Origin of the sequence: Sphingomonas phyllosphaerae, from assembly GCF_029623345.1 — a bacterium.
Lineage (GTDB): Bacteria > Pseudomonadota > Alphaproteobacteria > Sphingomonadales > Sphingomonadaceae > Sphingomonas > Sphingomonas phyllosphaerae_C.
In genome coordinates, this window is sequence record NZ_JAPYKH010000024.1 from 39,463 (window position 1) to 57,108 (window position 17,646).

At 71.0% G+C, this 17,646-nt stretch carries 11 protein-coding genes; 2 read left to right on the top strand and 9 right to left on the bottom strand.

Features of this window, described 5'->3' with window-relative positions; genetic code table 11:
- Positions 1-33 precede the first annotated feature (33 nt).
- The 4 genes from QBJ89_RS17625 to QBJ89_RS17640 form a co-directional block, all read right to left on the bottom strand.
- Positions 34-432, bottom strand: coding sequence for a DUF2934 domain-containing protein (locus QBJ89_RS17625; protein ID WP_277981786.1), 399 nt, complete (start codon positions 430-432; stop codon positions 34-36).
- Positions 433-558: 126 nt separating this feature from the next.
- Entirely contained in the window at positions 559-1,617 is a 1,059-nt protein-coding gene (locus tag QBJ89_RS17630; protein WP_277981787.1) for an NAD(P)-dependent alcohol dehydrogenase, read from the bottom strand.
- Positions 1,618-1,809: 192 nt separating this feature from the next.
- The gene (locus tag QBJ89_RS17635) at positions 1,810-2,715 is read right to left on the bottom strand and encodes a LysR family transcriptional regulator (RefSeq protein WP_277981788.1); all 906 of its coding nucleotides are present in this window, start codon (positions 2,713-2,715) and stop codon (positions 1,810-1,812) included.
- A gap of 142 nt (positions 2,716-2,857) precedes the next feature.
- The gene (locus QBJ89_RS17640) at positions 2,858-4,060 is read right to left on the bottom strand and encodes an MFS transporter (RefSeq protein WP_277981789.1); all 1,203 of its coding nucleotides are present in this window, start codon (positions 4,058-4,060) and stop codon (positions 2,858-2,860) included.
- 128 nt (positions 4,061-4,188) lie between these two features.
- Here QBJ89_RS17640 and QBJ89_RS17645 point away from each other — a divergent pair, with 128 nt between their 5' ends.
- Entirely contained in the window at positions 4,189-5,238 is a 1,050-nt protein-coding gene (locus tag QBJ89_RS17645; RefSeq protein ID WP_277981790.1) for a LacI family DNA-binding transcriptional regulator, read from the top strand.
- Positions 5,239-5,438: 200 nt separating this feature from the next.
- Here the strand turns inward: QBJ89_RS17645 and QBJ89_RS17650 are convergent, their stop codons facing one another.
- Together QBJ89_RS17650 and QBJ89_RS17655 are read right to left on the bottom strand one after the other, a co-directional pair.
- The gene (locus QBJ89_RS17650) at positions 5,439-7,394 is read right to left on the bottom strand and encodes a putative bifunctional diguanylate cyclase/phosphodiesterase (protein WP_277981791.1); all 1,956 of its coding nucleotides are present in this window, start codon (positions 7,392-7,394) and stop codon (positions 5,439-5,441) included.
- A 268-nt stretch (positions 7,395-7,662) separates the two neighbouring features.
- Entirely contained in the window at positions 7,663-10,092 is a 2,430-nt protein-coding gene (locus QBJ89_RS17655) for a DUF3772 domain-containing protein (protein WP_277981792.1), read from the bottom strand.
- A gap of 277 nt (positions 10,093-10,369) precedes the next feature.
- Here QBJ89_RS17655 and QBJ89_RS17660 point away from each other — a divergent pair, with 277 nt between their 5' ends.
- The gene (locus QBJ89_RS17660) at positions 10,370-11,869 is read left to right on the top strand and encodes a tryptophan halogenase family protein (protein WP_277981793.1); all 1,500 of its coding nucleotides are present in this window, start codon (positions 10,370-10,372) and stop codon (positions 11,867-11,869) included.
- 62 nt (positions 11,870-11,931) lie between these two features.
- Here QBJ89_RS17660 and QBJ89_RS17665 read toward each other — a convergent pair whose 3' ends face one another.
- The 3 genes from QBJ89_RS17665 to QBJ89_RS17675 form a co-directional block, all read right to left on the bottom strand.
- Complete coding sequence (locus QBJ89_RS17665; protein ID WP_277981794.1) at positions 11,932-13,962, bottom strand: hypothetical protein; 2,031 nt, start codon at positions 13,960-13,962, stop codon at positions 11,932-11,934.
- Positions 13,963-14,193: 231 nt separating this feature from the next.
- Entirely contained in the window at positions 14,194-16,830 is a 2,637-nt protein-coding gene (locus QBJ89_RS17670) for a TonB-dependent receptor domain-containing protein (RefSeq protein WP_277981795.1), read from the bottom strand.
- 164 nt (positions 16,831-16,994) lie between these two features.
- Entirely contained in the window at positions 16,995-17,363 is a 369-nt protein-coding gene (locus QBJ89_RS17675; RefSeq protein ID WP_277981796.1) for a hypothetical protein, read from the bottom strand.
- Between the last annotated feature and the right edge of the window lie 283 nt (positions 17,364-17,646).

Sequence of the window (17,646 nt, forward strand, 5' to 3'; positions counted from 1 at the left end):
TGTCTCGCGCCGGGAGGGGCGCCGCGGCGCGCCTCAGGCGCGCTTGGTGCGGGGCCCCGGGCGCTTCGGCGCGGCGGTGGCGCCGGGTGCCTTGGAGTCGGCGGCCTTGGCGCCACGCGGCCGCAGCGCCTTGCCGGCGGCGCTGCCCACGTCGCCTGTCTCGGGGCTGCCCGAGGGGATGGTGGTGGCGGGCGAGTCCGCCGGTTCGTTGGCGAGCGGCTTGGTCAGCTCGGCGCCGGTGGTCTCGTCACCCGAGGTGACAGCGGGGGTGTCGCTGCCGTCCTGCGGCTCGGGCGTGTCGGACGGCTGCTCGCCGGGAAATTCCTGCTGCGCGCGGCGCCAATGCTCGTCATGCTTGCCGTGCGGCTCGCCCTCGTCCTGCCAGAGGCGATAAGCGCGCTCGCGGATCTGTCCCTCGCGATCGTCCGACATGCCCGTTCCCTTTTTCCCGGTTGTCCGCGGCTGTAACTCCCGAACCGCTGGTTTGTCTCAGGAGCGCGCAGAAAATCGTTGGGCGGACGAGGTAATCCTCCCCGCATGGCGGGGAGGAACTACGCGTCACCCCTCCTTGAGCGTCGCGTTGTCGATCACGAAGCGGTACTTCACGTCGCTGCGCTGCATGCGGTCATAGGCCTCGTCGATCTGCTGGATGCGGATCATCTCGATGTCGGCGGTGACGCCCTTCTCGGCGCAGAAGTCGAGCATCTCCTGCGTCTCGGCGATGCCGCCGATCAGCGAGCCTGCGATCGCGCGGCGGCCGAAAATCAACGTGCCGACGCTCGGCGACGGGTGCGGGTGCTCGGGCACGCCGACCAGCACCAGAGTACCGTCGCGCTTGAGCAGGCCGGTGAAGGCGTCGAGGTCGTGGCTTGCGGCGACCGTGTTGAGGATCATGTCGAAGCTGCCGGCGTGCGCCGCCATCTCCTCGCTGTTGCGCGAGTTGATCACCTCATCGGCGCCGAGCGCCTTGGCATCCGCGCGCTTCGACTCGGAGGTGGTGAAGGCGATCACGTGCGCACCCATCGCGTGCGCGATCTTGACGCCCATGTGGCCGAGCCCGCCGATCCCGACGATGCCGACCTTCTTGCCCGGCCCGACGCCCCAGTGGCGCAGCGGCGAGTAGGTCGTGATGCCCGCGCACAGCAGCGGCGCGACGGCGGCGAGCTGCTCCTCCGGGTGCGAGATCTTGAGCACGAACTTGTCCGAGACGGTGATCCGCTCCGAATAGCCGCCGAGCGTGTGGCCGGGCGCGTCCGCGGTCGGCCCGTTGTAGGTGCCGACGAAGCCGCCGCCCGTGCAATATTGCTCCAGCCCCTCGTCGCACGAGGCGCAATGCTGGCAGCTGTCGACCATGCAGCCGACCCCGACGGTGTCGCCGACCTTGAATCTGCTCACCTCGCCGCCGACCGCGGTGACATGGCCGACGATCTCGTGGCCGGGGACGCAGGGGTAGAGCGTACCGCCCCATTCGCCGCGCACCTGGTGGAGGTCGGAGTGGCAGACGCCGCAATAAGCTATGTCGATCTGGACGTCATGCGCGCCAGGCTCGCGCCGGACTATGTCCATCGGCTCGAGCGGCTTGTCGCCGGCGTTCGCGCCATAGGCTTTGGTGGCCATGAATTCTTTTCCTCGGCAGGATGTGGGCGCGTCGGGTGACGCGCGGGCTGTAGATAGGGGAGCGGCGACGCGGGCGCAGGAAGGTGACGGCTCACCGCAGTGATGAGGGGATCTCAGCTATGCCTCTCCGTGTGCTCCTGCGCACGCAGGAGCCCAGAGCCGGAAGCGCAGCGATCGTGTGCCCTTGGCTCCTCACCCCAGCGGCCGCTTCTCCCGGATGTGGTCGGCGAGCAGGCGCAGCGCGGTGGGGACCTGGCGGCGGCTCGAATAATAGAGGTGGTAGCCGCCGCCCACCGTCGCCCAGTCCTCGAGCACCAGCCGCAGCGTGCCTTCCGCCAGCGCGCCCGCGAAGACCGGCTCAGGTCCGTACATCAGCCCCGCGCCGCCGCGCGCCAGCTTCAGCCCGAGGTCGGTGTCATCGATCGTCAGTGCGCCGGGCACGTCGATCGCCAGCTCCTCGTCACCTTGCTCGAACTCCCAATGGTAGATCCGTCCGGCGCCCTGGCGCAGCCGCACGCAGCGATGCTGCGCCAGCTCGCGCGGGTGCGCCGGCGTGCCGAAGCGGTCGAGATAGGCCGGGGCGGCGGCCACCACCCAGCGGATGTCGCGCGAGAGCCGCAGCGCGATCATGTCCTCGGGCACGGTGCCGCCGTAGCGGATCCCGGCGTCGAACCCCTCGCCGACGACGTCGACCAGCCGGTTGCTCGCGACCACGTCGACCTCGATGTCGGGGTAGCGCTCGACGAAGCCGGGCAGCACCGGCGCGAGCAGCAGCCGCGCCGCGTCGACCACGACGTTGAGCCGGATACGCCCCGCCGGCGCGTCGCGGAAGCGGTTGAGCGCCTCGATCGCGCCGTCGATCGCGCGCAGCGGGTCGCTGATCGAGTCGCGCAATTGCTCGCCCGCGGCGGTGAGCGTGACGCTGCGGTTGGTGCGGTGGAGCAGCCGCACGCCCAGCCGCGCCTCCAGCGCCTTCATCGAGTGACTCAGGGCGGAGGCGGTGACGCGCAGCTCCACCGCCGCGCGCGCGAAGCTCAGGTGGCGCGCGATGACGAGGAAATAGCTGAGATCGGGCAGGTCGGCGCGGCCGCTGGACATGACGCTGATGTGCGACGTCGCCGCCGCGCTGGCAACCGCGTCGGCGCGGCAGAAGGCGAGCCGTGCTCCTGCGCACGCAGGAGCCCAGGGCCGCGCAGATCAACGCTTGTTACCCTGGGCTCCTGCCTGCGCAGGAGAACGGTCAGCGCCGCGCACGCACCAGCGTCACCGCACCGGTGCCGAGCGCGGTGAGCACCGCCAGCACCGTCAGCAGCAGCGCGAAGTCGCGCGGTGTCGCCAGCGTCCAGGTCAGCAGCGGGCCTAGCAGCGATGGCAGCGTGTTGGTCAGGTTGAGCAGTCCGAGGTCGCGCCCACGTCGCCGCGGGTCGGGCAGCAGCTGCAGCGCGAAGGCCGAGTGGAGCGCGAGGAACACCGCCGAGCCGACCGAATAGATCGCGAAGCCCAGCGCGGCGGCGGTGGTGCCGCTCGCCAGCGCCATCGTGCCCAGCCCCGCCACCGCGACCAGCCCCGCGCCGACCAGGAAGGGCTGGCGCCGCCCGTCGCGATCGGACCAGCGCCCGACCAGCAGCGCGAGCGGCAGCGGGATGACGTAGCAGATCGTCAGCAGCGTGCCGACCTGGCGCGCGAGCACGAGCTGGCGCTCGCCCGGCGCGATGCTCTCGAACACGTACAGCAGGTAGAGCGACAGCGCCGCGGTGGCGAGCTGCATCAGCAGCCGCGCCGCGGCGGCGATCAGCAGGTCGCGGCGCGGCAGGAGCGGCGTGGACGTGGGCGCGGTCTCGGCCGCGCCGCCTCCGCCGCGCAGCAGCAGCAGCGGCAGCAGCGCCAGCGCGGCGAGCAGCGGCACCACCGCGAGGCGGGTGGCGTCGGCGAGTCCCTCGTCCGCGACCAGCAGCGCCGAGAGCAGCGCCGCGACCGGGTTACCCAGCGCGATCAGCCCGGCGGCGAGGCCTTTGCGCGCGTCGGGCACCTCGTCGGCCATGATCGGCAGCAGCGGCGCGAGCACCGCGTTGACCGCGATCTGGAACAGCACCACCGCCGCCACGATCGTCGCCGCGCTCGCGGCCGCGGCGATCAGCGCGTAGCTCGCCGCGGTGGCGACCAGCCCGCCCGCGGCCCAGCGCCGCCGCCCGCCGCCGCGCGCTACCGACCGGTCGCTCAGCCAGCCGAACAGCACGTTGGCCGCGCTCGCCGCGACCGCGCCGAGGATCGCGGTGAGACTCAGCAGCGGGATGCGCGCGTCCCCCGCGACGGCGTGGATCTTGAGCGGCAGCAGCAGCGTGAGTAGCGGCAGATAGGCGATCACCCCGCCGATGTTCGCGAGCGCGAAGGCGAGCAGGAACCACGCCGGGCGCGCGGGGCGGGGGAGAGCGGGAACGGGCATGGACGCGCGCATGATAGGGCCGCGCCACCGCCGCGCCACCCTCGACCGCGCGGTGGGTTGGCGGCGCGGCACGGGCTTGGCTATGGCGGTGCGCGAACCGGGGCGACCGGCGGTCCGGGGGAGCAGAGATGGCACGGCGGCGGCAGACGGTCACGATCAAGCATGTCGCGGCGGACGCGGGCGTCTCGCTGCAGACCGTCAGCCGCGTTATCAACAACGAGCCCAACGTGCGCCCGGCGATGGCCGAGCGCGTGCGCGAGGCGATCACGCGGCTGGGCTATGTCCCGTCGCTGGCGGCGCAGCGCATGGGCGGCTCGCGCAGCTACCTGATCCTGGCGCTCAACGACCGCGACCGCACGATCAGCGACTGGCGCGCGCGCCAGGGGACTGACTGGGTCGACCAGATGCTGCTCGGCGGCATGCTGACCTGCGCACGCCACGGCTATCGCCTGCTGCTCGAGCTCGTCGACACGCACAGCGATCGGATCGAGCGCGAGCTCGCCGCGACGATCGCCGCGCTCCAGCCCGACGGCGTGATCCTCACCCCGCCGCACTCGGACAACCCGCTGATCGCCGAGTTGCTCGACCGCCATGACATCGCCTTCGCGAGGATCGGCGCGCAGGGCGGCGGCACCGGGATCGCGCTGTCGATGGCGGACGAGGCGGGGGCGCGGCGCGCGACCGAGCATCTGCTCGCGCTCGGCCATCGCCGCATCGGCTTCGTCGCCGGGCCGGAGGATTATACCACCAGCGCGCAGCGCGCCGACGGCTGGCGCGGCGCGATGCGCGAGGCCGGGGCGAGCTGCGACGGGCTGCTCGCGGTCGGCAACTTCGATTTTCCCAGCGGCGAGGCGGCGGCGCATGCGCTGCTCGGCGCCGCGACGCCCCCCAGCGCGATCCTGGCGAGCAGCGACCAGATGGCGCTCGGCGTGCTCGCCGCCGCGCGCGAGCGCGGGCTGAGCGTGCCCGAGGACCTGTCGGTGGTGAGCTTCGACGACACCCCGATCGCGCGCTTCGCGCACCCGCCGCTCACCGCGATGGAGCAGCCGATCGCGGCGACGACGGCGCGCGCGGTGGAGCTGATCATCGCGCAGCTCGGCGGCCGCGCGCGCCCCGCCGCGCCGGTGGTGATCGCGGGCGAGCTCAAGGTACGCGCCTCGACCGCGCCGCCGCGGTGACGGGGACCACCTTTGACTTGGATTGTCCGCGTGCGGCCGGGACAGACTCGTCGAAGGCGTCATTATGACCCCGCTTCAGGATTCACGGCTCCGCGAAGCTAAAGCGTGAGACGCCTGCTGCACGGTCGATCCTGAAAGGAGTTCAGGACGACGGCGAAGCGAAAGAGTGCCGAGCCGCTCCCGCGAGGCCGCGACCTCCCTTACGCCGCCTCGCGCCGTCGATCCCATCCGCGCACCAGCACCGCCGCCGCCTCGGCCTCGACCGGCGGCGAGAAGAAATAGCCCTGTGCCGCGCCGCAGCCGATCCGCAGCAGCGCGTCGCGCTGCGCCTCGGTCTCCACGCCCTCCGCGACGCATTCCAGCGCGAGCGAGCGGCACAGCGCGACCACCGCCGCCACCACCGCCCAGCCGCGCGCGGCCTCGTCGTCGGCGAGGAAGCTGCGGTCGATCTTGACCTTGTCGAGCGGCAGCTGATGGAGGTTGCTGAGGCTGGAATGGCCGGTGCCGAAATCGTCGAGCGCCACCTTGATGCCGCGCGCGCGGAGCTGCGCCAGTGCACGCGCGGCAGCGGGCGGGTCGCGCATCACCGCGGTCTCGGTCACTTCAATCCAGATCCGCTCGGCCGCCACGCCGGAGGCGTCGATCTCGCGCTCGATCGCCGCCATCGTCGCGGGCGAGTGCAGGTCGCAGGCCGAGAGGTTGAACGACAGCGCCAGATCGGCCGGCAGCGCGCGCGCCGCCGCGAGCCCTTTGCGGAACACCGCCAGCGTGATGTCGTGGATCAGCGAGGAGCGCTCGGCGATGACGATGAACTCGGCCGGGGGCACCTCGCCCACGAGCGGGCTACGCCAGCGCGCGAGCCACTCCACCGCCACGACCCTGCCGCTGGCGGCGGCGACGATCGGCTGGGCGACGACGCGCAATTCCTCGTCGAGCGCGCTGGCCTGGAGCGCCGCCTCGATCGCGCGGTCGGTGCGGATCGCACGCGCCATGTCGGGCGTGAACACGCAGGTGCCGCCGCCATTGACCCGCTTGGCGTGATAGAGCGCATAGTCGGCGCGATCGAACAATTCGCCCGCGAGCGTGCCGGGGGCCTCCACCTCGCCCGAGAGCGCCAGCCCGAGCGAGCCGCCGACCGCAACGCGCAGCTCGCCGACGCTGAACGGCGCGGCGATGCTCTGGCACAGCCACTCAGCCGCTGCGACCGCCTCGTCGCGCGCGCCAAGGGTGAGCAGGCCGAACTCGTCGCCGCCGAGCCGGTAGATGGTGGTGGCGCCGCCCGCGATCGCGCGCATCCGCCGCGCCAGCTCGACCAGCAGCAGGTCGCCGACCTGATGGCCGTAGGTGTCGTTGACCGGCTTGAACCGGTCGAGGTCGAGCAGCCCGACCGCGAAGGGGGCGCCGTCGCGCGCGGCGGCGAGCAGGTCGAGATCGTGGTGGAACTGGCGGCGGTTGGGCAGCGCAGTGAGGCTGTCGGTCAGCGCCAGCCGGCCGTTCTCGGCGTTGAGCCGCATCAGCTCGGCGTGCTGGTGCTCCAGCGCGGCGCGCGCGGCCACCTGGTCTTGGAAATAGTCGAAGCTGTTGAACAGCACGCGCAGCAGCACCGCCACGACAAGCGCCACGTTGGTGGCGATCACCGCGAACATGATCTGATAATGCGCTAGGCAGGCGGCAATGAAGGGTGGCACGACCATCACTGCCACCAACAGCGCGGCCTGCGGCAACGACATGAGGCAGAAGACGCAGCCCATCACCGTGGTCGAGAGATAGACCGCGGCATGCGTCTGCTGCGCCGCGTCGCCGTAGCGCATCAGCAGCAGCGACCAGACCATATAGGCGACCGCGATCGGCGCCGCTGCGGCGGTGATCGTGCGCAGCTGGCGACGCGCCGACGCGGGCGAGGGCGCGACTCCGCGGCGGCCGGCGTGTGCCCAGCGCAGCAGGCGGATCAACGTGACGGCGAAGAGCAGCGCGGGTACGGTCACGGTGAGCAGCGCCGGCGCGCTGTCGTGATGCGTCACCGCCACCGCGAGCGAGTTGATCAGCAGCAGCCCGTAGAGCAGCGGGATCTGACGATACAGGTTGGTGACCTGGGCGATCGCCAGCCGCGGATCGTCACCGATCCCGGCGTACCAACGATACAGCCGCCGCACCATCGCCATCCCCCTGCCGCGCGTGAACGCTCCTTCCCCCGCGGCGAGCCATAGAGCGGATGGACTGACGATACACTAATGTGGCGGCAACGATTCCTTCCAATTTTCAAGCGGCGTGCGCGGCACAGCTGAGGCTCCGCACGCGATGAGAGCTCGTGACGCCGGATCGAGCACCGTCTTTCGCGGACCGCGGCGCTCCACCCGCTTCTTCCGTCATCCCGGGCCAGGTCCGGGATGACGGAGAAGGAAGGATGCTCTATTTAGGAAGCCGTTACACCGAGGCGTGCTGCCCCTGCGCCGGCACGTCGGGGTGACCGAGAGTGCTCGCCGGATCGCGCGAGAGCAGCTCGAGGCGCTGCGGCACCGTGCCCAGCTCGATTCCTTCCTCACGGAACCGGCGCAGCAGCACCGTGAAGATCGCGCTGCGCGAACTGTACGCGGCACGCGGCGAGCCGACGTGGGCGAAGCAGTTGAAGAAGATGCGTCCGTCCGCGATCGAGTCGATGAAGATCGCGGGCGGCGGATCGTCGAGGATCGCGCCCTCGTCGGCGAAGGCCTGGGCGACGATCGTGCGCACCTTGTCGGCGTCGCTTTCCAGCGGCACCGAGAATTGCACCTGGATGCGCCCGAGCGGGCTCGCCAGCGTCTTGTTGAGCACCGACTTGGTGATCAGCTCGCTGTTTGGGACGATCAGCGTGGAATGGTCGGCCAGCGCGATCTCGGTCGAGCGCACGTTGATGCGTTTGACGTCGCCCTCGTCGGTGCCGACGCGGATCCAGTCGCCGATCTTGATCGGGCGCTCCGCCAGCAGGATCAGCCCCGACACGAAGTTGGACGTGATCGCCTGCAGGCCAAAGCCGATGCCGACCGACAGCGCGGAGAGCAGCAGCGCGATCCGCTCGACGCCGATGCCGAGCGAGGCCAGCGCCCAGATCACCGCCAGCGCCACCCCGACGTACCGCGCCACCAGGCTGACCGAGTTGCGCCCCGATCCGTCGAGGTCGGTGGCGGGCAGATAGCGCTGCTCGAGCCAGCGCATGAAGCCGCGCACCAGTGCCAGCCCGATGAACAGCACCACCACGCCGCGCAGGATCGTCCCTGGCGAGATCGCGATGCCGCCGACCTGCACGCCCTGCGCCAGCGCGCCCAGCCGCGACACCAAGGCGCCGACGCCGTTGCCGCCGTTGAACGGCGAGAACAGCAACCCCAGCGCGAACAGCGCCAACGTCAGCCGCAGCACGCCCGAGGCGAGCACGCCGAACTGCTCAATCAGCGCGCCGCGGACGCCGAGCGCACGCGACAGGGTCCGCCCGAGGCCGCCGTCGCGCACGAAGACGGTAGTGGCGACATCGTCGATCGCCGCCATCAGCAGGAACGTGGCGCAGCCGAGCACCGTCGCCCAGGCGACGATCCGGACAATGAACGAGGCCAGGCCGACATAGCCGAGCAGCAGCGCGAACGTCGCCACCACCACGACCGTCCAGGCCACCAGCGAGGCGGCGCCGAGCCCGGCGCGTGATGGCGCCTGGTCGTCCTCGGCCCGCGCCGCGCGCAGCCGTCCGAGCGCCACCAGCGCAGCCGCCAGGATCAGCAGGTGCAGCAACGCGACGAGCACCTGGGTCGCGCTCAGCGCCGCGGCACTGGCGCCGACCATCTGATTGAAGGCGTTCACGCTGATCGAGAAGAAGGCCACCGCCGCGAGCAGCCAGCTGAAGGGTCGCAGCCGGCGGGCGACGTCGTCGGCGATCGGCGCGACGCGCCAGCTCGGCTGGTTGCGCATCAGCACCGCGCCCGTCACCGCGACGGTGAAGCCAGCGAACGAGCTCGCCTGCACGAACGTGTCCGCCAGCCCGTTGACCGCCGCAGGCACCAGCCCCGCCCAGCGCAGCCCCTGCACCAGCGCGAAGCTCGCCAGCAGCGGCGTCACTGTGCCGATCAGCACGCGCCAGATCGCATTCCCCGAGCGCCGCACGCGATGCCCGGGCGCGTCGTCGATCAGGAAGCGCAGCCCCATCCGCACCGCCGCGGCGCGCCCGGGCAGCGCGACCGCCAGCGCGACGAGTAGCCCGAGCAGCGCCGGCCAGACCGGCGCGGCGCGCCACCCCGCGGCGAGCTGGCGCGTCGCCAGCGTGACCACCGCCTCGATCCGGCGCAGGTCGCGCGGCGCCGCCTGCAGCACCGCGCCCCAGAAGTTGGGTGAGAGCGGGGAAGGGACGTGCGCCGCGATCGTCTGGCTGAACTGCTCGGCCTCGGTATGGTCGATCTCCTCGACCAGCTGCTGCGCCTCGACTGCGATCAGCCGGCCGCGCTTGCTGTTCGAGTCGATCGTGGTGCGTTGCCGCGCCAGCCGCGCGCGCTGCGCGGCCAGATCGGGCGCCTCGCCCGCGGCGGCGGGGCCGAGCTGCGCGGCGCGCGAATCGACGAGCGCGAGCTGGTCGGTGAGGTCGTCGGCGGCGGCGGCGGCGTCCTCGCGCGCGGCGTTGACCCGCTCGCGCAGCGTGTCGCGCGCCTCGCGGTCGGTCGACTGGTCGAGCGCGCCGTCGACCGAGCGCACCTCGCGCTCGGCCTTGATCAGCCGCGCGGTGGCGGCGGTGACCGGATCGACCTGCGCGACGGCGAACGGCGCCAGCAGGAGCGCGAGCAGCGCCAGCAGCGACAGCGCGGTGGCGCGCACGCGGGCGGACAGCGGAGAGCACGTCATCGCCGCGGCGATAGCAGAGCGGGCGGGGGCGCGGCCAGTGTGCGGAGGCGGGTGGCGGATGTGGTGTCGCGGCCTCTTCTTCAGCCGTCATCCTGAGCTCGTCTCAGGATTCCGGCGCCGCTGACTCAGCGGTCGCGGCGCCGGCGGACCAGTGGATCCTGAGACGAGTTCAGGATGACGCCGAGGGAGATGGTGTGCTCTCTCGCGTCGGGCCCAACGCTTCCCCGCTCCCGCTCGGCCCCGTTCCGCCCTACACCGTCGTCGAGAGGAGACGGACGTGGCGGAGCGGGAACGGGTGAGGCGCGTGGTGATCCTCGGCGGCGGCACCGCCGGCTGGATGACCGCGATCGCGCTCGCGCGCCAGCTCGGGCGCTCGGTGGCGATCACCTTGCTCGAGTCGGAGGAGATCGGCACCGTCGGCGTGGGCGAGGCGACGATCCCGACGATCCACTGGTTCAACCAGCTGATCGGGCTCGACGAGGCGGCGTTCCTGCGGGCCACGGGCGCGACCTACAAACTCGGTATCGAGTTCGTCGACTGGGCGCGGCCGAGGCACTGCTATTTCCACCCGTTCGGCCTCTATGGCGCGGCGCTGCCTGGAGTCGCCTTCCACCACCGCTGGCTGCGCGCGCGGGCGGAGGGGCTCGATCTGCCGCTCGCGGCGCTGTCGCTGACCACGCAGGCGGCGCTCACCGGTCGTTTCGCCAAGCCCGCGGCGGAGCAGCGTTCGATTTTGTCAACGCTCGGCTATGCCTATCATTTCGACGCCGGGCGCTATGCCGCGCACCTGCGCGGACTGGCCGAGGCGGCCGGGGTGGTGCGGGTCGAGGGGCGGCTTGCCGCAGTCGAGCGCGACGCGGCGAGCGGCCGCGTCACCGCGCTCACCAGCCAGCGCGGCGAGCGGCTCGCGGGTGAGCTGTTCGTCGACTGCTCGGGCTTTCGCGCGCTGCTGATCGCGGGCGAGATGGGCGCATCCTACGACGATTGGTCGCGCTGGCTGATGTGCGACCGCGCGGTGGCGGTGCCCAGCGCGGCGACGCGGCCGACGCTGCCGTACACGCGCTCGACCGCGCGCGCGGCGGGGTGGCAGTGGCGCATCCCGCTCCAGCATCGCACCGGCAACGGCTATGTCTATGCCTCGCCTTTTCTCTCCGACGACGAAGCGGCGGCGACGTTGCTCGCCCATCTCGACGGCGAGGCGTTGGGCGAGCCGCGTTTCCTGCGCTTCACCGCGGGCGCCCGGCCCGAGCCGTGGCGCGGCAACGTCGTCGCGATCGGGCTGGCGGCGGGCTTCCTCGAGCCGCTCGAGTCGACCAGCATTCACCTGATCCAGAGCGGCATCGCCAAGCTGCTGACGCTCTTCCCCGCGCGCGGCGACGACGCAGCGCTGGCGGCACGCTATAACCGGCTGATGGCGGCGGAGATGGAGCGGATCCGCGACTTCCTGATCCTCCACTATCACGCGCAGAGCGATAAACCCGAGCCGCTGTGGCAGGCGTGTCGCGCGATGGCGCTGCCCGACGCGCTGGTCGAGCGCGAGGCGCTGTACCGCCGCGGTGGGCGGCTGATGCTGGAGACCGACGAGCTGTTCCGCGAGGCGAGCTGGCTGGCGGTGCTGGAAGGGCAGGGGATCGTCGCCGAGGGCTATCACCCGCTCGCCGACGCGCTGGACGGTGCGGCCAATATCGATCAGGTGCGCGCGCTCGCCGCGCTGATCGCGCGCGCCGCCCCGACGCTGCCGATGCACGACGCCGCGCTGGCGGCGGCGATGGCGTGAGGATGGGTCCTGCTGCCCCGTCCGTCATCCCGGACTTGGTCCGGGAAGACGGGGGAGGAAGATCACCGCGGCGGACGCACCGCCAGATAGACCGTGCTCCACAGCTGCGCCGCGTTGGACTCGTCGACGTCCTTCTTGCCCGCGCCGAACGGCACCACCTCGTAACGCCCGTCGCGATAGGTCCAGGACCACAGCTCCGAGCTCTGCATCGCGCGCGTCGCCGTGATCGCGCGCCACAGCCGGGATTGCGCGTCGGTCAGTACGGTGCGGGTCGCGGCGGGCAGATCTAGGCGCTTGAGCTGCCGTTCGAGCCCGGCGGCGAACAGCGCCTGCTGCCACGACCACACCACGGCGCCGTGATAGGCCGCGGGGGTGAAGCGCGCCTGCGTCGCCGCGTCCGCCAACGCCGGATTGGCCACGAGCAGGCCGACGTCGGTCATCAGCCCCGCGGGAAAGGGGCGTGCCAGCGCGGCGACGTCGCGCTCCAGCTCGGCCGCAGGCGGTTCGCCGAACAGCAAAGCGAAGCCCTCGTCCGAGTTGAGGATCGGCACTGCCCGGCCGCGCTCGTCGAGCGACAGCGCGTGATACACCAGCGGCGCCTGCCCCAGGCTCGCCAGCGCGGGCGCGGCGGAGACGCCGAGCGTGCGCGCATAGGCCGCGATCTTCGGCGCCGCCTCGCGCGCGGGCAGCTCGACGCGGAACAGCGCGGGCGCATGCTCGCGCCACGTCGCCGCCATTGCCGCGGCGCGCGCCAGCCCGGCTCGGTCGGACGCGCTCACATAAGGGTCGAGCAGCCCCGCCGCGCTTAGCCGGGCCGCGGCGTCGAGCGCGGCGGGGACCAGCACCGCGTTGACGTCATAGGGGTAGCGCCCGCGCCCAAGCCCCTCCTCGCTGTCGCGCCACTGGCCGGTCATGCGTCCGGGGCGGAGCGCGACGAGGCGATCGACCGCGGGCGCGTCGGCGAAGCCGCGCGCGCGCTCGATCACCAGCCGCAGGTTGCGCAGCAGCGCCGCGCCGGCGGGCTCGCTGGTGCCGGGGCGCGCCTCGCTGGCGATCGGCCGCGCCAGAAAGGCGCGCGCGCGGGTCGGGTCGGCGTGCTCGAGCAGATAGGCGGCGGTGACGGGCGCGAGCATGAAGTCGTCATCGATCATGGCATAGTCGAGCGTGGCGGCATCGCCGCTGCGTCCGGCCTTGCGGTTCTCGAGCAGCGCGAACTCGGAGAGTCCCTCCTCGTGCGCGACGTCACCGTCGGCCGCGAGCCGCGCCAGCACCGCGCCAAGCCCCGCCTCGATCGCAATGGGCTGGAGCACGGGCATGAGCAGTCGCACCGACATCAGCGTGTCGCGCCCGAAATAGGTGTCGAAGCGCCACGAGCCCGCCAAAAACTTCTCGCGATAGCTGAGGAAGCGCAGGGCATTGCGCGCCTGGCGATCGTCGGCGGCGTTAGCGTTGAGCAGCTCGGGCAGCGCGATGCCGGTGAGCGGCGTGTCGCCGGTCGCGGCGGTGATCTCGAGCTGGATGCGGCCGTCGCGGCCCGCCACCAACGCACCGCGCTCGATCCGGCCGGCGAGCACGCGCAGGGCGAGTCGATAGCCGGGCGCGCCGTCGGCACGGTCGCGCGCATAGGTGATCGTGTCGCCGCCGAGGCGGGGAGCGCCCGCTACCTCCGGCGGGAAGCGCCCGACGCTCTGATAGTCGCGCAGGAAGCGGACGTTCGACAGCACGGCCTGACGTAGCGCCAACCGCGGCGCGGCGACGCTGGCGGTGGCGCGGATGCCATGGAGCGGGCGGCCGCGCGCGTCGGCCAGGGTGATCGCGGCGGGTGCGCGGTCGAGCCGCCACGTGACCGGCACGGCGGCGCGCTCGAACCAGAGACCGACGCCGCTATTGCCCGCGGGAAAGGCGACGAGGATGCGCGGCTCGGCGCCGTCGCGCAGCAGCAGGTGGGCCGCGGTGGCGCCGTTGCGCAGGAAGGCGTTGAGATTGTCGCCCTCGTTGAGCTGATAGGCGAGCTCGGGCGGACGCTGGGCGAGCGCCACGTCGGCGCTGCCCGCGAGCAGCAGCGCGGCGAGGAGGCGGGCGGCGCGGGTCATGATCGGGCTCCGGATGTGGGGGGCAGAGGCATCAGCACGCTAGCCGTTGCCGTTCTCCTGCGCACCCAGGAGCCCGGCATGGCAGCCGTCGCGCTCTCGGCTCTGGGCTCCTGCGTGCGCAGGCGCGCGGTTTGCTCGTCCCGGACGTACACGCTCTGCGCCTCGAAGCTTGCCGCGTTCTGTTTGGGGAGCGGCACGGACGAATGATCCTTGCCGCTCGCCCTCTCGTCCTCAGAACCGCAGCGTCACCGACCCGCCATAGGTCGGTCCCACGATCCCGCGGGCATAGAAGAAACCCTGGGTGATCGCCTGGGTCTGCCCTTGCCGCGGGTTGCCCTCGGTCAGGCCGACGACGTTGAAGATGTTCTCCGCGTTGAAGCTCACCTGCAGCTGCGGCGTGACGTTGACGTTGATCCCCGCGCTGGTGACGCCGTAGCCCGGCAGCGCGACGCCGTTGCCCGCGTCGGCGAAGATCTTGCCGACATATTTGTAGCGCGCGAAGATGTCGCCGAGGCCATTGGGAAGCTGGATCGCCGGCGTCACCGTCCACAAGGTGGAGGGCGTGCGCTCGGGGCGGTTGCCCTCATAGCCCGCCTGGGTGGCGCCATCGAGCTGGAGGTTCTCCAGCTTCGGGTCCTGGAAGACCGCCTGGCCGTCGATCGAGAACCAGCGCACCGGGCGGAGCATCAGGTCCACCTCGATGCCCTTGGTGCGCAGGTCGGCGTTGATGTTCTGCTGCTGCGCCGGGTTTTCGGGATTGGCGAAATTGTAGTTCTGGTCGTCGAAGTTGGTGCGGAACGCCGTGACCGAGCCGCTGAAGAAGCGCTCATATTGGTAGCGGATGCCGGCTTCGTACAATTTGATCGTGGTGATCGGATCGGCGCTGTTGGTCTGGAAACCGTCGGCATAGCGCGCGTAGATCGAGAGGTTCGGCGTGATCAGATAGTTCGCGCCGACCGTCCAGGCGATCTTCTCCTGCGAACGGTTGAGCGTGGTATATTGGCCGGCGAAGGTAGGGCCGACCGTCGGCACGAGACCGGCAGTACCCTGGGGTACCAGCTGCTGGAATACACCCGGGCGAATCTCAACGATGCGGTTGGCGGCGTCGACCCCGGCGGCGTCGATGCCGTCGCGCGCGGTCGACTGGATGTTCTCGAAACGGATGCCGCCGTCGATGCGGAGTTTGCCGATCGCGAGCTCGTCGTTGGCGTAGAGCGACACGGCGTTATCGTCGCGCACGCGGATGCCGTTGCCCCAGTCGCCGTAGGAGACCAGGCCGTTGTCGCTCAGCGTGCCGATCACGTTGTTGCCGCCGTCGAGCGCGACGATGTCGTAGATGTCGCTGTTGTTGCGCACGTCGTTGACGACGCTGGCGACCGCCGACTGGTTCTGGCGGCGGTGGACGGCGTAATACATCATGCCCGCGGTGAGCGAATTGGTGAAGCTGCCGCCCTGATATTCCCAGCGTCCGCCCAGATTAAGCCCGAAGTCGTGCGCGTCGAGCCGGTCGTGGTTGAGCGTGGTGCGCTGGAGGAAGCCGTTGCCGTTGAGCGCGTCGAGCTGGCTCGTCTGGTTGGCGCCGATCACCGTGCCGGTGCGCAGGTTGCGGATGCCGAAGCTCGCGCGCGCAGGGAAGGCCACCGCGCCGGCGCTGAGCAGGTCGTTGATCGGCGAGCCGCTGCCGGGCGTGAGATAGCTCACCGCGCTCGCCAGGCCGGCATTGCCGGTGCCCGAGCCGGGGAAGAGGCCGTTGAAGTCGTAGCTGTAGTCGAGATAGCGGCTGCGCAGGAAGACGTCGAACGTGTCGGTCACCGGCTTCTCGAAGTCGACGCGGAACTGGTTCGAGATCGACTTGATGCCCTGATCGTAGCGGAAGTTGCGGATGCCGTCGCGCTCGACGAAGGTGGACACCGGTACGGCGATGTTGCGGAAGGCGTCGCCGCCGATATTGTCGCGCTGCGTGTCGAGGCCGGGGAAGCCGCTCGGCTCGCCATTGTCGTAGCGGTACGGCATGCTGGCGTAATAGGCCGTGTTCATGTCGCCGCGCTTGGCGGAGAGCCGCAGGAAGCCGCCGCCGTCGAAGCGATATTCCAGCATCGCCTTCACGCGATAGCCGTCATAGTCGAACGGGTTGCGCCGCACGCCCGGGCTGCTCTGATAATAGCCGCCGATGCTGAAGGCGAGATTTTCCGCCAGCGGCGCCGAGACGTAGAGGTCGGCGCGCTTAAGCCCGTAATTGTAATAGGTGCCGCGCGCGATCGCTTCGAACCGCTCCTGGTTCGGCCGCTTGGAGATGAAGTTGATCGTCGCGCCCGCGCCATTGACGGTGAGCACGCCGGACGAGCCGCCCTTGACCGCCTCGAGCCGGTCGATCGTGAGATCCTGCTGAAAGAAGAAGTCGGCGCCGCCGCCGCCGTAGAGGATCGGCATGCCGTCCTCCTCGAGCTGGACGAAGCGCTGCCCGCCGCCCTGGAGGCCGCGCACCGAATAATTGTTCGACGCCTCGCCCGCGGTCCCCTCGACGAAGATGCCGGGGACCAGTTCGAGCATGTCCGCGGTGGAGCGCGGCGCGCGGCGATCGATGTCGTCGCGGGTGGCGTAGGTGATGTCGGCGGAGGAGGTGATCAGCGGGCGGTCGCGCGAGGTCTGGCCGGTGACGACGATATCCTGCAGCCCGTCGCCATTGTCGGCCGCCGGGGCGGTGTCGGGGGCGGCGCTCGCCGCGTCCTGCGCGGGAGAGGCCGTGCCGGTCTGGTCGGCGGATTGGGTGGCCACGGGGCCGGCGGTGGATTGGGCCAGCGCGGGGGCGCTCGGCAGCAACGCGGCGCCGGCGAGCAGCGCGGCGCGGCGCGTGGTGAGTAGCGGCATCTTCCCCTCCTGAGGAACGTGGGTCGCGTCACCCTCTCGATGGGAGTGGCGTCGTCCGTGATCCTATGCCCGCTCTAATCGATTTCAAAGATGCGACCGGACCGCATCGGAACGATCCCGCTCCAGCTGTGGCCGGCGCGCAACGGTCGCGCCGGCCACGTCGCTCAGGCCGAGGTCGTGTCGGTCTGCTCGACCTGCGCCATGCCGTCGGGCCGTGCCGCGCCGGGCTCGGGTTCGCCGCCCGGGGGCTCGTTGCGGAACACCGTGAACTCGCCGCGCCGGTCGATGCTAGGCCCGCTGGTAAAGCGTCCCTCGGGGTAGCTGCCGGTTAGCGACGTGACGAAGAAGTCGTAATTATGCTCCTGGTCCTCCTTCTTCTGCGGGAAAGGAGTTGGGGATCGGCAGCTGCGTGGCGGCGCCGCCGAGCCTCCTGCTCGACCAGCCGCTGCGTCCCGCGCGCTTCCTCCTCCCGGCATCGACTGCTGTTGTTCGGGATTGGTCGGGGTGGGGCGGTCGCTCGCGGCGATCTCCATCTTGGGTCGGGCACTCAACCGATCGGCGCAGCGGCGGCGTCTCGAGCTTCGAAGTCAAATAGCCAGTCTTGTCGCGCGGTTGACCCATGCGGCGGACTGACACCATCGCGCCAAAAAACTGTCATCGAATCGCTTGACCCGTTCGAGGGTGGTCCATATATGCCGCTTCACCGGACGGGGCGTGTTGCTTCGGCAGCGTTGCTCGGTCGGTCGTCAGATAGGAAGGGCAGCGGTCTCCCCGATCGAAGGGTGGGGGAGGGTCGGTTGTCCGGTTTCTTTGTCG

Excerpts from the sequence above, each read along its gene's own strand:
- QBJ89_RS17625 (WP_277981786.1), bottom strand. The coding sequence starts at position 432 with ATGTCGGACGATCGCGAGGGACAGATCCGCGAGCGCGCTTATCGCCTC.
- QBJ89_RS17630 (WP_277981787.1), bottom strand. The coding sequence starts at position 1,617 with ATGGCCACCAAAGCCTATGGCGCGAACGCCGGCGACAAGCCGCTCGAG.
- QBJ89_RS17635 (WP_277981788.1), bottom strand. The coding sequence starts at position 2,715 with ATGTCCAGCGGCCGCGCCGACCTGCCCGATCTCAGCTATTTCCTCGTC.
- QBJ89_RS17640 (WP_277981789.1), bottom strand. The coding sequence starts at position 4,060 with ATGCCCGTTCCCGCTCTCCCCCGCCCCGCGCGCCCGGCGTGGTTCCTG.
- QBJ89_RS17645 (WP_277981790.1), top strand. The coding sequence starts at position 4,189 with ATGGCACGGCGGCGGCAGACGGTCACGATCAAGCATGTCGCGGCGGAC.
- QBJ89_RS17650 (WP_277981791.1), bottom strand. The coding sequence starts at position 7,394 with ATGGTGCGGCGGCTGTATCGTTGGTACGCCGGGATCGGTGACGATCCG.
- QBJ89_RS17655 (WP_277981792.1), bottom strand. The coding sequence starts at position 10,092 with ATGACGTGCTCTCCGCTGTCCGCCCGCGTGCGCGCCACCGCGCTGTCG.
- QBJ89_RS17665 (WP_277981794.1), bottom strand. The coding sequence starts at position 13,962 with ATGACCCGCGCCGCCCGCCTCCTCGCCGCGCTGCTGCTCGCGGGCAGC.
- QBJ89_RS17670 (WP_277981795.1), bottom strand. The coding sequence starts at position 16,830 with ATGCCGCTACTCACCACGCGCCGCGCCGCGCTGCTCGCCGGCGCCGCG.
- QBJ89_RS17675 (WP_277981796.1), bottom strand. The coding sequence starts at position 17,363 with ATGGAGATCGCCGCGAGCGACCGCCCCACCCCGACCAATCCCGAACAA.